Origin of the sequence: Candidatus Francisella endociliophora (assembly GCF_000764555.1) — a bacterium.
GTDB classification, from domain to species: domain Bacteria; phylum Pseudomonadota; class Gammaproteobacteria; order Francisellales; family Francisellaceae; genus Francisella; species Francisella endociliophora.
On the sequence record NZ_CP009574.1, the window covers coordinates 920,332 to 935,285 of the forward strand.

The following is a 14,954-nucleotide window of genomic DNA, read 5'->3' on the forward strand; positions in this document are numbered from 1 at the left end:
TTTATGAAAAGACTATTTCTATGTATATTTTTAATAATTCCTACGTTAGCATACTGTGCTACTGCTTCTTGGCAGGATTTCAATAAACAAGAAGCTTTAACAAAGCTAACTAAGCAAGAATACTACGTAACTCAAAAAGGTGGTACAGAAAGAGCTTTTCACAACAAATACTGGGATAATCATAAGCAAGGAATATATGTAGATATTGTCTCTGGAGAACCACTCTTTAGCTCTACTGACAAATATAAATCTGGTACAGGTTGGCCAAGTTTTACAAAGCCCATTGATAAAAAATTTATCAAAATAAAAAAAGATAATAGCTGGTTTATGAGTCGTACAGAAGTTCTATCAAAATATGGAAACTCTCATCTAGGACATGTGTTTAACGATGGTCCAGCACCTACGGGTAAAAGATATTGTATGAACTCAGCAGCACTTAAATTTATTCCTAAAGAAGATATGAAAAAACAAGGCTACGGAGTATATTTGCACCTTTTCTCTAATAAAGATTCGAAGTAATACTTAAAACTATTGTCCTAATTTTAATAAATGATATGATCTACTTAAGTTTTATCATGTGGAGTTGATTATCAGTAAGGAATTCTTAGGACAGATTGTTCTTAATGCTTCTTTCTTGATATATTGTATTCAATTTGTGCCACAGATAATACATAACTTCAGAAATAAGCAAAACCTCTCGAACATTAGTCTTTTAACACAATTTGGTATATTTATTACATTACTATGCGATATTGTCGAAACTATTGGCTTTGGATATGATTGGCAATATGCTGCAGTTGCTATGATCTATCTAATCGGGGTATGTACACAACAGCTTCAAATATCTTTTTATCACAAGAAGATGCCTGAAGTTATAAATTTGAGTTTTATTGCTTTATTTGCCCTAGCTATGCTTGCAATGGGATCAAACAATACCAAATTATATAACATCATTAGTCATATAGGTTTTGCTACAAATATTTTATATTGGTTCCCTCAAATTTATAAAAACTACAAACAAAAACGTGCTGATGGATTTAGCTTAATATTTATATTAATTGCTTTTATAGGAACTATTTTATATTTACTAAGTGCAATACTACTCTCTTGGGATCTAGTATTTATATTAAATGCTATAATTATGTTCCCTATCATATCATTATTACTGCTACAGAAGTTTCAGTACAAAGAAATTAAATTCTAACATTTCATTTGTTACTAACTTTATTTAAACTATGCCTATCATAATAAACTTCTCATACATATGTTTATTGGTTGTCAATTTTCAATATATCCAATGACGGATAATTATACAGATGTAATTATCAATGCTTTAAAAGAAATTAAACCATATCAAGTTAAAACATCTACTGATGATGTTAGCACAACCGTGATAGGTAACATTGATAATGTTTTTAATTATATTTCAAATGTATACACTAAATGCTTAGAAGTATTTGATGGGCATATTGCTATGAGCACTATATTTTCAATTGGTTGCCCAGGCGAGGAAGATGATAAACTTTGCCACCCAAGCCAAGAATGCCAAGAAATCAATATAAAGACTAAGTTTGATACAGCTGCTCAATTTGCTATTATGCCACTAAAAAACACAGAATATATGGATAAAATATATAAGATAATCAATAAACTAAAATCTAGTAACCTAAACTACAAACATAAACATTTCTGCTCTTATCTTAGAGGTGATTTTATCGAGGTAATAAAATTTATAAAAGAATCATTCTATAGTGTTGCTGAAGATACAAATCATGTTGTTATGACAGCTAATTTTTCAAATAGGAGTCCTAGTCACTAACATGCAAACACTAGGTAAAATAACTTTAAATATCTCATTCCTTATTTATTTGATACAGTTCGTACCTCAGATAATACATAATTTTAGAGAAAAACATGCTTTAAACAATATTAGTCTACTTACTCAGTTTGGAATGTTAATAGTAGTTCTATGCAATTTAATCCAAGCTATTGGTTTTAATTTAAATTGGCAATATTTAACTATAGTTGTCGTTTATCTTATAGGTATAACTATCCAACAGATACAGATTTCTTTTAACAATAAACACCAATCAAAGAACCTTAATATTATCTTTGTAATGCTTTTCTTTATTACTATATTAGCTATAAGCTCAAAATCATATTTTATTTTTGAGGCTGCTGGAACTATAAGTCTAATAGTCCACTTTTTATATTGGTTACCTCAAATATATAAAAATTATAAACAGCAGATATTTGTAGGATATGGTGATTTGTTTATAATATTTGCATGGCTTGGAGTTATATGCGACTTGTGTAGTAGCTTTCTTCTAAACTGGCCTATTATTGTAAAAACAAATATCATAGCAATGTTTGTAATCATATCAATACTTGCTCTTCAAAAATTATACTACCATAAGAATAGTAGAAGATAGAAATTGCTATTTTAATAAGCTATTACATTTTTAGTAGAACATAAATAAAGTATGCAATTATAAAATCTGTAATGATTCTTTTGAGATACTCGTTAAGACAAAATCATATCGTTGACTGAACTCAAATATCTTTAAATAATTTATACTTCTTTATATAGGTAAAATGATTCCATATTTATGCTATTATAAATGTATAAATTACATACTATTACAAAGCATGTCAGGAAATACTTTCGGCAAAATTTTTACAGTAACAACTTGTGGTGAGAGCCATGGGGACTCGCTTGCAGCAATTATAGATGGCTGCCCTAGCAATATTCCATTATGTGAGGCAGATATTCAACTAGAACTAGATAGACGTAAACCTGGTCAATCCAAATTCACAACTCAACGCAAAGAACCTGATGAAGTTAAGATTATATCAGGTGTTTTTGAGGGTAGAACAACTGGCACACCAATTGGTCTTGTTATTAAAAATCAAGATCAAAAATCAAAAGATTATGGTGATATCAAAGATAAGTTTCGTCCTGGTCACGCTGATTATACTTATACCCAAAAATATGGTATTCGTGATTATCGTGGTGGTGGAAGGTCATCAGCAAGAGAAACTGCTATGCGTGTTGCTGCTGGAGCAATCGCTAAAAAGATATTAAAACATCATAATATAGAAATCTTTGGTTTTTGCTCACAAATTGGTGACCTTAGAATAAATTTCAAAGATAAAACTTTTATAAACCAAAACCCTTTTTTCATCGCAGATGAAAGTGCTATATCAAGCTGTGAAGACTTAATCCATAAGATACGTAAAGAAGGTGATTCTATTGGTGCTGAAGTCACAGTAATTGCATCAGGACTAGAGGCTGGATTAGGTAGACCGGTATTTGATAGACTAGATGCAAATATTGCTCATGCTCTAATGAGTATAAATGCTGTTAAAGCAGTCAGTATCGGAGATGGATTTGACTGTGTTGCGCAAAAAGGTAGTCAGCATCGCGATGAAATCACTAAAGCAAAAGGATTCCTCTCAAATCATGCTGGCGGTATTTTAGGTGGCATTTCTACAGGCCAGGATATAACAGCTAAGTTAGCATTTAAACCAACATCAAGCATATTACAACCTGGTAAAAGTATTGATATAAATGGTAATGATACCACTGTTATAACTAAAGGTAGACACGACCCATGTGTCGGCATAAGAGGTGTTCCTATTGCAGAAGCTATGCTTGCTCTTGTCATAGTAGATGAATTTCTCATTACAAAATCATATAAGAGATAAATATGGGTGAACATGAGTTTTGGAAGCTCTTAATTGACTGGGGATACTTGGCTGTTGCTTTAGCTGTTTTCATTGAAGGAGAAATTTTTCTTATAATGGTTGGAGTTGCTGCGGCAGCTGGACTATTTGACTATCCATTAGTAATCATCGCTGCCACAATTGGCGCAATTTTCCATGATAACTCAATTTTTATACTCTCGAAATTTGTGGGTCAGAAAATAATCAAAAAAAAAGCCTCATGGAGTTACAAAGCTCAACACTCTCTTAAACTCTTAGAAAAACATGAAAATATAGTAATACTTAGCATAAGATTCTTGTATGGACTTAGAACAATAACAATCCTAATTGTTGGACTTAGTAAAGTTAATAAACTCAAGTTTGTACTTCTTGACAGTATAAGTAGTTTTTTTTGGTCTGTTATTTATATATCTTTGGGATATTTATGTGGCCATACTATTTTGAGATTTATTGACCATGCTGATATTAAACTTTGGATATCTCATAATAAATACCCATCAATATTTATACTTATCTTAGTTTCAAGTATTATATACCTAAGCTACAGAATATTTCGATCAAGATCAAAGAGGCAGGTAAATGAGTAGACTAGATCTTCTAAAAAAAGGAACTGCAAGCAACAATAAAAACAAACCTTCTAGCAATAATCCTAGAGGCGGTATGCTAGAAGAAAAAACAAAAAAAATACCACAAAGAGAAGATGATCTAACTGATGATATTTTATCAGATGATGATTTTGAGAATGAATTAGAAGATTCTCCAGCTACTCAATATGACACAGATTATGATACCTCTGAAGATCCAGATGAAAATGATGATGAAAATGTCAATATTATCGAAATTGACCTAGATAGTAGTAATGGTGGCTTAGATCTTGACCCTTCTTTAGTTGAAGATGAGGATGAGGATAGTATAAAATCTGAAGAAGATGTTAATGTAACTAAAGCTGATACCACTGTAGAAGAAGACAATCATGAAGATGAAAACAGTGATATAGTAGAGGGGCATTTAAGTGTTGATTATGCTGAAGAAGATATTAAGCTAGAGGTCGAATATACATTTGACCAGCGTGATCAACTATATAATCACTATGTTAAAGCAATCAAGCATGGTGGCATGGAAATTGGTGCAAAGAGACTTTTAAAGCTACACGATATTATAAGAATATCCGTGACTTTAACAGAATTAAAAGAGCAAGTTGGTTGTGAAGCAAGAATTATTTCTGTATTCCCTCCTAATTTACGTGCCTCATCAGAGGAAAATAGTAGCAAATATCGTTATATAGTCCAGTTTATTGGCCCAAACGCTCCTGAAACAGATAGAATTCTCTCAAAATACCTATTAGGTTATAAAGTAAAATAAACTATTATGGCAAAACAAAAAACAGTATTTATTTGTCAAGAATGTGGAGCATCTTCTCCTCGTTGGCAAGGTCAATGTCATAGCTGTAATCAATGGAACACTTTTGTAGAAGAGATAAAAGCTGATCCTAAAAAAACTCCTAAAGCTCGTTCAGGTTTTTCTGGAAGTACTTCAAAAGCAACTGCTCTATCAAATATCAAAGGTAAAGAGTATTCTCGTACTACAACTAGTATATCTGAGTTTGATAGAGTGCTCGGAGGAGGTATTGTTAGAGGGTCAGTAACATTAGTTGGTGGAGACCCTGGCATTGGTAAATCCTCAATACTCCTACAGATAATGTCATTTTTATCCTTAAATAAAAAAGTACTATATGTAAGTGGTGAAGAATCTCTAGAACAAATTGCACTAAGAGCTGAAAGGTTAAATCTACCAAAAGATAACCTGCTAGTTATGTGCGAAACAAATATTGAACAAATCGCTAGTTATATAATTGAACAGAAGCCTGAAGTTATCGTGATTGACTCGATTCAAACTATGTATAACCCCGAAATCTCATCTATGGTTGGTGGTGTCTCTCAAGTAAGAGAGTCAACTGCATATATCACCCAAATTGCTAAGCAACATGAAATTTCTATATTCTTAATTGGTCATGTAACAAAATCAGGAGAGGTTGCAGGCCCAAGAGTTCTTGAGCATATTGTTGATGCTGTGATATTTATAGAATCTCAAGATAACGGTAGATATCGCATGATGCGAGCTCTTAAAAATAGATTTGGTGCTGTCAATGAAATTGGCGTATTTGCAATGACAGATAAAGGAATGCAAGAAGTCAAAAACCCTTCAGCGATATTCCTGAATAATGGTCGCACAAATCTAATTGGTAGTGTAATAGTATCTGTTTGGGAAGGCACTCGCCCTCTTTTAGTAGAACTACAATCTCTAGTTGTTGATAAAAATATTAATCAACCTCCACGTAGATTATGTGTCGGTATTGATAGTAATCGTTTAGCAATGATCTTAGCGGTGATTCAACGCTATATGCACTTAGATTTATATGATAAAGATGTCTTTTTAAATGTTGTTGGAGGGATTAAAATATCTGAGACAAGTATAGATCTAGCACTTATTTTGATAATCTATTCTAGCATAAAAGAAATAGAGATTCCTCATGATATGCTTATAATGGGAGAAGTTGGATTATCTGGAGAAATTCGTCCTATTCCTTATGGAGTAGAGAGAATCAATGAAGCAAAAAAACATGGATTTAAAAAGATTATCGTTCCTCAAGCCAATATCTCAAAATCACTTAAAACCGAAGGTATAGAAGTAATTGGAATTACAAACTTAAATCAAATAAAAGATATAACTATAGGATAAAATATATGGAGTTTCTAGAAAGTATTAATTTTTTAGATATTTTAATAATTATTGTCATTTTCATATTAAGTCTTTTTGCAGCAGTAAAAGGTTTATTTAAGAATATAGTTTTATTTATTCTTATGATATTCGCCGTTGTAATGGCAGGTATATTAGCTCAAAAAATACAGCAGACATATATAAACTCATTAATAACTGACCCAAATACAGCTTATATTGTTTCATTTGTTCTAGTTTTAATTTGCGCATATTTAATAATATTTGGAGTTATGAAAATTTTTATGCGTAATAATAAAGAAAAAGAAAGCTTATCAAATACCCTATTTGCTTTCTTTATAGCATTTGTTCGTTTTAGTTTCATCTTTGCAATAATTTGTTCAACGCTGAACTCATTTGATTCTGTTAAAGATAGTTCTCTATGGGAAAATTCAGCTTTTGTAAAACCACTTGTCAAAGTTGGTGATTATGCATTTAATACTAGAGTTAGAATGCAAGAAACTAATCTAAAAGATTATGTTCCTAAAGAAGTCGCGGGAGGATAGTTATAACTTTATGCAGTGGCGATTACTGTATAGATACTGAAAACTTAGCTTTAATTTTCATTTTTTAATTGGCGAGTCATTAACTCTTTGACCATATCTTTTGGATCAACAGCTTCATATAAAACTCTATAAGTTGCAAAAACTAATGGCATATCAACATCATGTTTTCTAGCGAGCTTATAAACAGCCTTCGCAGTAGAATAACCCTCAACAACATTATTAACTTCTTTAAGAGATTCCTCTATTGTCATACCTTGCCCTAAGTAAAGGCCAAATCTACGGTTACGCGACTGATTATCTGAACAAGTTAATAATAAGTCACCAAGACAACTCAACCCCATAAATGTTTCAACATCTGCACCTAGTTTAAGCCCCAACTTCTTAATTTCAGCTAAACCTCTTGTTATAAGTGCAGCATGAGCATTTACACCAAATTCCATACCACTAGCTGTACCAGCAGCAATTGCTAAAACATTTTTTACAGCTCCACCAACTTGGGCACCAATAATATCTGTAGTTGTATAACATCTAAAATTCTCATTACTAAAAAGTTCTTGAACATACTTTGCATATTCAATATCTTTTGAAGCTATAACTACCGCTGTTGGGAGCTTATTAGCAACTTCTTTTGCGAAGCTTGGACCAGTTAACAAAGCAAACTTAGTTGCTGGTAAAATGTCCTCTACTATTTCACTTAAAAGAGCATAAGTATCATGACAAAAACCTTTTGTTGCACTAATTATGTTTTGATGAGGTTGAAGATATTCTTTTAATTCAGAAATAGTTTTCTTAAATCCAGAGCTAGGAGTTGCCACCAAAATATCATCAAACTTAGTTATACCTGCTTGCCAATCGCATACAGCTTCTAAATTTGCTGGAAATTTTTCAATACTTGGTAAATATTTAGCATTATTATGATCTTTTAGCATTTGTTGATTATGCTCAGCTCGCCAAGAGTTTATTTTCACATTATGTCCTTTATAAGCTAACTGTAACGCTAACGCTGTACCCCAAGCACCAGCGCCTAAAACAAGTATATTTTTTTGCATAAAAAGAAATATAAAGACAACATTACTTTTACTATATTCGATAGTTGCTAAAGAGTAAACACCAAAACACAATAACTTTTCCTTATACTACTCATAAAATCAATATATTTAACATTTAACAATACTAATGAAATAATAGAATCATAAAATTAAATAGTACTTAGTGAGAAAGAAAAATGAAAAAATTTATTTTAGCAGCAGTTACGGTTTTAGGAATTATTTCGTCATCTTACGGCTATGGTTTATATCAAGTAAATAGTTTTTCTAGTCAAACTTTTTCAGCACCAACATTAACCTTAGCCTCTTAATGCATATTTTAGATAGCAATTTTTTATATTAAAGAAATATGTTAATATCGTTAATAATTTTTTCTAAACCATAGCATAGATGCAGTTAAAACAGTATAAAAGTATTAAAGGAATATCTTTGATAGAATCTGTTATATCAATTGCTATTATGCTTTTTATTATGACTACTTTCTCACTAGTCATATCATCTACTATCACAACCTCTACACTAGCAGATAAGAAGGTAAGACTCACAGATGCTCTAGATGAAAGAATCGATGAATATGCAATACTTGGAACATTTAACACTAGCTCTTCTGGTAGTATGACTTTCTCCCAATTTGATGTTGAGGAAGATCCTGACTTAATTAAATTTGAAGCCAATAACACTGACTTTAATCTGCAGGTATCAAGAGAAGTATCAAAAATCAGCTAAATTTAACTTGTTTTCTACAAAGAGCAACAAATGCTATAATATATTTTTATATTAATGCTATTGTATAACCGTTGTGATAAATATTAGCCGGCAAAAAAACTATGGTTTAAGTCTTGTTGAGCTACTTGTTGCCGTTACACTATCTATCATAGCATCATCTATAGCTATCAATATCTACCTAAATATCAAAGATTTTTATAAGAGCTCAACTGAAAAAGCTGATGCTGATGTCAAAGAACTGACTGTTAAGCAAGCTATCTATGATAGCATCATTGGCTCTGGACTATCATGTGCTTATGGAACAAGCTCTCAAACCTATACAAACAATACTGGAGATGACTTATCTGGTGATAGCTTTTTAACAGACTCCTCAAACATACGTATTGGAAATATTACTCCAAATATCTCAGATTATCTAGAAACAAACCTAGGAGCAGAATGTTTAGGAACGTGTTATCAAAATGACACAGATTACATCATGGTAAAAAGACAAGTTAAATCGGCAACATTGTCAGGAAATCTAATTAATTCAACATTAAACCTAGACTCATCTGAAGGTATAGCAACTGGCGACTACTTAACTCTCTGCAATAGCCAGCAAGTAGATCTAGTAAAAGTTTCAACTATCAATCAAAATGATATAACATTAACTAATCCTGCGACTGGGCAGTATATTACAGGTGACTATGTCGGGAAGTTTGAAATACTCTTATTTTACATAGGTGACAGTGGTAGAGTTGATAGTGATGGTAATGACATATACTCATTGTTTTTATATATAAAAAGTGGTGCTAATGCAGGGCAAGCTTATGAACTCGTTAGTGGAGTTAATAACCTAAAAGTTAGTTATGCAACTGTAGATAATAACAGTATTATTTGGAATAATGTATCTAATGATGTTGATGTTGACACTTTGGATACTTCTGCACTAAAATTCTCGTTTACAATAAATAGTGAAAACTTTAGCAAAATAGTTTTATTATGATAAGGCATTTATAAATGAAATTAAGTTCTAAAATAAAAGGCTCTTCATTATCATCTATGCTAATTATTGGTTTTGCAGTATTAGCTACAGCATCAACTGTTACATACATTGCAAAAAAAAATGTAACTTCTATTAATAGCCTTTTATCAAAAGATGAAACAGATAGAATTAATCAGGCAATTATTAAAAAAAACCATGAAACAGAACTTCCAGATATCGACTATAATCACCTTGGTGAAAAAATGTTTGGTGACTATAAATCTGTGAATACTGTTACTTCAATAGATCCCCTATTCGCTACTAATAATATAAATAGTCTCTTATATGATACAGAACCTCTATACGTTAGCTCTACTATTTCTCATAAGCTTTATTATGGAGATATTCTAAAAGACAGTAAGAATCTCGTTCTAAATCAATTGCCCAAAAATTCAATGATAAACTATAATGGTGATAATATTCCTATTAACATCCCTTATATAAGCACTAAGAGAATGTCTCAGAGTCAAAAAGATTACCACCTTAGTGAAAATAGTATTTTAGATTCTGAAAGAGGTTTTGTTGGCTATATACAAAAATCCAGTGACTCTTTTATAATTAACATCGGTAACACGGTAGATACGATATCAACATCATCATTAAATCTTAGTAGCGACTATAAAATAAAAACTGGTTGGAATTTAGAAGATGGTCATTGGACTATCTTAATTACACTATACGATAGCACTAATATTAAAGTACTTAAAACAACTATTAATAATCTTGTAAATAACCCGACCCAAGCTAAGTATGATCTTGGAGTAGCTATAAACAACTCGCAGTCATTCAATCAAATATTGGATATTGACTGGTATTATCCAACGTATTCAAATACACCTGAATTACTAGTATTAGATGAGACAAAAAAGAAAACTTTAGATATTTACAGTTCAAAATATATTGCTAATACAAATTTGTTTTCTACAAGTTTAGTCAACTCAACTGCTATTAATATTGGAGCTCAAGATAATGTTTATAGTTCCGTATTAGATCAAAATTCAAACTTTGATAAATCTTCTATTTTTATTTTTGTTGGAAATAACTTTATACCGCTTAATTATACCGATAATAATATCCTAACGTTAGGCGCAGAAATACCACTTATAATTCCAATTGAAAATAAACCGATTATAGTTAAAAAAGATGAATATAGCTCTTATGTAATAATTTATGATAGTAGTAATTCATATAAATATCTTTATACCTTTGGTACAAATGCACTTAATACTCCACAAGAGCAAACTTATAATGGAGAAACTATTGAAAATATAGTTATAAAATATGGTCTTGAATTTGTTACTACGACAACTAATGTATATATAAAAGATTTAGATGGAAACATTCTTAATCAAATAAGTACAGGTGTTTAAATGAAAAATCACTTCAAAAAACTATTTGTTTTATTTTGTATTATCTTTTCTATAAATCTTTCTGTAGCTGCGAAGAAAGAAAAAACCAATAATGAAAAAGGTGGTGGTAATAAAACTGATACCACCAAAAATGGAAATGGGAATAGCAACAAGACTGACACTTCTGGAAATGGAAATGGGAATACTACAGATAGCCCTAGCAATGGAAATGGAAACAATAATAATACAAACGGTAATGGTGCAAATGCAGTAGATCCATCAAATTTTCAATTCTATAGAGATGCTGATGGAAGAAGAATTTATATTATCAAAGATGGTTTACAGTGTACTATCGACAATACCTGTCAAGAATCTGACAAAATATATATCGATTCAAATTGCGAGCTAAATGGCGATTGTGAAGCATTAAATAATATCCAAGATATATCCACAAACCTGGGGATTATTCACCAGCAACAAGCTTAGAGTCTTTAGGGTAAGCTATCACATATATACCTTCTACACCTTTTGAGTCTTGCCACATATATTGAAATCTATCGGGGTTTATTGTACTAAGCCCATAAACTGTTTTGACATTATTAAAATGTACCGCTGGATCGATCATAAAAAGAGTATCTTTGTCATCATCAATAGACTTACCAAGTTTTTGATAGCCTGAGACTAAAGTCCAATGCCCTCCCCAATCTATCCAATCGACTAGCACAGGTATACCTTTGTCTATATTTTGATAGAGTAATTTAACATCTCCTTTTGTGCCATACTTCACTTCAAAACCATTTTTTTCCAGCCAATTTGCAATTTGCTCAGCGTTTGTTCCATAATCTTCATCCGTATCCATTTCTTTGGCTATCTTTAACTCTGTAGCATGATTCATTTGTGAGTCTTTAAGCATTCCATAGTAATTAAGTAAGCTCATGACAGCAGCTGGGCCACATGTATAATCTGTAGTTTGCTGGTGATCTTTTATATCTAAAAGTTTTATATTTTGATTACTCGGCAAACCAAAGGTTTTTACAACATTATTTATATATGTATCATTTGCATAATTACCACTTGCATAGCTAGTTGCTAATATAAAAACAAACAATATCAATCCGATAATTTTTTTAGGCACTTTAAGATACTCCTAAATTTAAAGTGAGGGGATTTTAGCACTATTTTTAAAAAATGAAATAAAAATTTGCTATATAAAGGTCTTGATTATTGTTCTGATAATCAATATCATTTCGTTATTTAGCGAAATATAGTTTTAGAAGATGAAATTAGCAAACATTGTAGACTTCCAAAAAGCTATTGGTGATGAAACTAGAATTAGAATTTTGATGGTAATATATCAGCATGAAGTATGTCTTTGTCATCTCGCACATATATTCAAACTTGCCAATTCAACAATATCTAAACATCTAGACATACTCAGACGTAATGGTTTTATTCATAAGCGAAAACAAGGTAGATTTCACTACTTTTATTTTAATTCTGTATATCAAGAGCAGTTAAATTGGCTATTTAAAATGCTTACTGATGATGAAACTATTCAAAGTGATCAAAAGCTAATAAAACAAATGATCAAAGAAGATTTTGAGCACCTACCTGAAATACATGCAAAGGAAAGTATTATATGAGTGATAATCAATATTTAAGATTCAAAATATATGGTCTAGATTGTGTTGAAGAAGTCAACATTATCAAAAAAGCTCTAAATAAAAAAATTCCTGAAGATAATATGGAATTTGATCTATTAAATGGTAAGCTCTCAATTAAAGATCAAGATATTTCTCAGAAAGAGATTATCTCTCTAATAAAAAAATCTGGATTAAATGCTTCATCATGGGATGACTATATCACCAAGGATCAAAATAGTAATTTTTTGAATAAATATGCTAAATTAATAACAACTTCCATTAGTGGCTTATTGATTATATTAGCTTATATTTATCATGGCATAGATCATGGATTTACACATGCTTTTATTGGAGATGAAGCAGGCTCTCAAACATCTCCTCTGGTCTCACAGGTTAGTTATATTCTAGCTATTTTCTTTGGGAGTTGGTTTGTTTTTCCTAAAGCTTTTTCTGCAATCAAGAGATTCGATGCGGATATGAATCTACTTATGGTAATTGCCATACTTGGGGCGATTATTATAGGACAGTTTTTTGAAGCTGCTGTAGTTAGCTTTTTGTTTGCTTTTTCCCTTCTACTTGAATCATGGAGTGTAGGTAATGCACGCTCTGCAATAACAAAGTTAATGAATCTAACTCCTGATACGGCCTTAGTCTACTGCTGTCATGATAAGCAATTTGAAGAAAAACCTATTGCTGAAATTAATGTTGGCAAAAGAGTGCTTATAAAACCGGGACAAAAAATTGCTCTTGATGGAGTTATTATCAAAGGTAATAGTTTTATAAATCAGGCTCCTATAACAGGTGAATCAATACCTGTAGAAAAAAATATCAATGATGAAGTTTTTGCTGGTAGTATAAACGGCAACGCGACAATTGAAATCAAAACTACAAAAACTGCTGATAACTCATCTGTTGCAAAAATTATTCAAGCAGTTGAACATGCTCAATCAAAGCGTTCTGAGTCTGAAAAATGGGTAGATAAATTTGCCAGAGTTTATACTCCTACGATGATTATATTTGCTTTAATAGTAGCTATTATCCCTCCTCTTTTATTAGCAGATTCTTGGCTGAAATGGATATACCAAGCACTAGTTATATTAGTTATAGCATGTCCTTGTGCATTAGTCATATCAACGCCTATTTCAATTGTCTCAAGCTTAGCAAGAGCTGCTAGAAATGGTATTCTTATCAAAGGTGGCAGTTTTATAGAAATCCCAGCAAAACTTAAAGCGATTGCTTTTGACAAAACTGGAACATTAACACAAGGCAAACCTTCTGTTACCAATATATTAGCAACAAATAATTTCTCGGAACATCAATTAATAGCTATAGCAGCTAGCTTAGAAAATTCTGTTGATCACCCAATAGCCAAAGCAATTATTGACCATGCTAATAATAACAGTATAAATTTTGCAAATGCTGCAAATACTAATGTTATTAGTGGTAAAGGAATTTCTGGAGAAGTTAATAACTCACAATTTTGGCTTGGAAGTCATGCTTTTGCCCATGAAAAAAATCTTTGTTTAGATGAGGCCTTACATCAACAAGCTTCTCAACTTGGAAATGATGGCTATACTTTAATTTTTGTTGGTGACAATCATAAAATGTTAGGTGCTATTGCTATTCAAGACACTATAAAAACTAATATTCGTGACTCTTTAGCTCAACTTAAAGAGTTAGGAATCTCACAAACTATAATGCTTACTGGTGATAATACTGGAACAGCAAAAACTATCTCTAAACAAGCAGGTATTGATACGTTCTATGCGGAATTTCTACCAGAAGACAAAGTTAGTAAAGTTGAGGAAATAGTCAACAAATACAAAAGTGTCGCTATGATTGGTGATGGTATCAATGATGCTCCAGCCTTGGCAAGGTCAAATCTTGGTATAGCAATGGGCGCTATTGGTAATGATATAGCAATAGAAACAGCAGATATTGCTCTGATGTCAGATGATATTGCAAAATTACCATGGTTAATCAAACACTCTAGAAGAACTCTTAAAATAATAAAACAGAATATAACTTTTGCTATAGCTATTAAAGCTATATTTATCTCTCTAGCTATGGTTGATTTAGCAACTCTATGGATGGCTATCGCAGCAGATATGGGAGCAACTTTTATTGTTATAATAAACTCTCTTCGACTACTAAAATAA

18 protein-coding genes are annotated in these 14,954 nt (G+C 31.5%); 16 read left to right on the forward strand and 2 right to left on the reverse strand.

The features are described 5' to 3' along the window. The first annotated feature begins 3 nt into the window (after nt 1-3). The 9 genes from msrB (at nt 4) to QI37_RS04565 (ending at nt 7,007) form a co-directional block, all read left to right on the forward strand. Nucleotides 4-519 (forward strand): peptide-methionine (R)-S-oxide reductase MsrB, encoded by a 516-nt coding sequence (msrB, locus tag QI37_RS04525; RefSeq protein WP_040008947.1) that lies wholly within the window; start codon nt 4-6, stop codon nt 517-519. A gap of 58 nt (nt 520-577) precedes the next feature. Continuing rightward, the gene (locus QI37_RS04530) at nt 578-1,204 is read left to right on the forward strand and encodes a PQ-loop repeat-containing protein (RefSeq protein ID WP_235261402.1); all 627 of its coding nucleotides are present in this window, start codon (nt 578-580) and stop codon (nt 1,202-1,204) included. 93 nt (nt 1,205-1,297) lie between these two features. Further along, entirely contained in the window at nt 1,298-1,819 is a 522-nt protein-coding gene (locus tag QI37_RS04535) for a YkoF family thiamine/hydroxymethylpyrimidine-binding protein (RefSeq protein WP_158409067.1), read from the forward strand. 1 nt (nt 1,820) lies between these two features. Next, nucleotides 1,821-2,432, forward strand: a complete 612-nt coding sequence (locus QI37_RS04540; protein ID WP_040008951.1) for a PQ-loop repeat-containing protein — start codon at nt 1,821-1,823, stop codon at nt 2,430-2,432. Between the two features lie 217 nt (nt 2,433-2,649). Further along, nucleotides 2,650-3,708 (forward strand): chorismate synthase, encoded by a 1,059-nt coding sequence (gene aroC, locus QI37_RS04545; RefSeq protein ID WP_040008953.1) that lies wholly within the window; start codon nt 2,650-2,652, stop codon nt 3,706-3,708. Nucleotides 3,709-3,710: 2 nt separating this feature from the next. Further along, nucleotides 3,711-4,313 (forward strand): DedA family protein, encoded by a 603-nt coding sequence (locus QI37_RS04550; RefSeq protein WP_040008955.1) that lies wholly within the window; start codon nt 3,711-3,713, stop codon nt 4,311-4,313. Continuing rightward, complete coding sequence (locus QI37_RS04555) at nt 4,306-5,088, forward strand: hypothetical protein (RefSeq protein WP_040008958.1); 783 nt, start codon at nt 4,306-4,308, stop codon at nt 5,086-5,088. The genes QI37_RS04550 and QI37_RS04555 overlap by 8 nt, the downstream gene beginning before the upstream one ends. 6 nt (nt 5,089-5,094) lie before the next feature. Next, complete coding sequence (gene radA / locus QI37_RS04560) at nt 5,095-6,465, forward strand: DNA repair protein RadA (protein ID WP_040008961.1); 1,371 nt, start codon at nt 5,095-5,097, stop codon at nt 6,463-6,465. Nucleotides 6,466-6,470: 5 nt separating this feature from the next. Next, entirely contained in the window at nt 6,471-7,007 is a 537-nt protein-coding gene (locus QI37_RS04565) for a CvpA family protein (RefSeq protein WP_040008964.1), read from the forward strand. A 50-nt stretch (nt 7,008-7,057) separates the two neighbouring features. Here QI37_RS04565 and QI37_RS04570 read toward each other — a convergent pair whose 3' ends face one another. Continuing rightward, nucleotides 7,058-8,056, reverse strand: coding sequence for an NAD(P)H-dependent glycerol-3-phosphate dehydrogenase (locus tag QI37_RS04570; protein WP_040010705.1), 999 nt, complete (start codon nt 8,054-8,056; stop codon nt 7,058-7,060). Nucleotides 8,057-8,232: 176 nt separating this feature from the next. Here QI37_RS04570 and QI37_RS10415 point away from each other — a divergent pair, with 176 nt between their 5' ends. The 5 genes from QI37_RS10415 (at nt 8,233) to QI37_RS04590 (ending at nt 11,638) form a co-directional block, all read left to right on the forward strand. Further along, nucleotides 8,233-8,364: a hypothetical protein gene (locus QI37_RS10415; protein ID WP_268746177.1), complete on the forward strand. Its 132-nt coding sequence runs from the start codon at nt 8,233-8,235 to the stop codon at nt 8,362-8,364. A gap of 79 nt (nt 8,365-8,443) precedes the next feature. Then, on the forward strand, nt 8,444-8,779 hold the full coding sequence (locus QI37_RS04575) for a hypothetical protein (RefSeq protein WP_040008966.1): 336 nt from the start codon (nt 8,444-8,446) through the stop codon (nt 8,777-8,779). A gap of 73 nt (nt 8,780-8,852) precedes the next feature. Beyond that, entirely contained in the window at nt 8,853-9,764 is a 912-nt protein-coding gene (locus QI37_RS04580) for a hypothetical protein (RefSeq protein WP_052399154.1), read from the forward strand. Nucleotides 9,765-9,778: 14 nt separating this feature from the next. After that, nucleotides 9,779-11,173, forward strand: a complete 1,395-nt coding sequence (locus tag QI37_RS04585; RefSeq protein WP_040008968.1) for a hypothetical protein — start codon at nt 9,779-9,781, stop codon at nt 11,171-11,173. Beyond that, on the forward strand, nt 11,174-11,638 hold the full coding sequence (locus QI37_RS04590) for a hypothetical protein (RefSeq protein ID WP_040008970.1): 465 nt from the start codon (nt 11,174-11,176) through the stop codon (nt 11,636-11,638). Here QI37_RS04590 and QI37_RS04595 read toward each other — a convergent pair. Continuing rightward, complete coding sequence (locus tag QI37_RS04595) at nt 11,616-12,287, reverse strand: C39 family peptidase (RefSeq protein ID WP_040008972.1); 672 nt, start codon at nt 12,285-12,287, stop codon at nt 11,616-11,618. The genes QI37_RS04590 and QI37_RS04595 overlap by 23 nt on opposite strands. Nucleotides 12,288-12,429: 142 nt before the next feature. Between QI37_RS04595 and QI37_RS04600 the strand changes: the two genes are divergently transcribed. Together QI37_RS04600 and QI37_RS04605 are read left to right on the forward strand one after the other, a co-directional pair. Then, nucleotides 12,430-12,795, forward strand: coding sequence for an ArsR/SmtB family transcription factor (locus QI37_RS04600; RefSeq protein WP_040008975.1), 366 nt, complete (start codon nt 12,430-12,432; stop codon nt 12,793-12,795). Continuing rightward, nucleotides 12,792-14,954 (forward strand): heavy metal translocating P-type ATPase, encoded by a 2,163-nt coding sequence (locus tag QI37_RS04605; RefSeq protein ID WP_040008977.1) that lies wholly within the window; start codon nt 12,792-12,794, stop codon nt 14,952-14,954. The genes QI37_RS04600 and QI37_RS04605 overlap by 4 nt, the downstream gene beginning before the upstream one ends.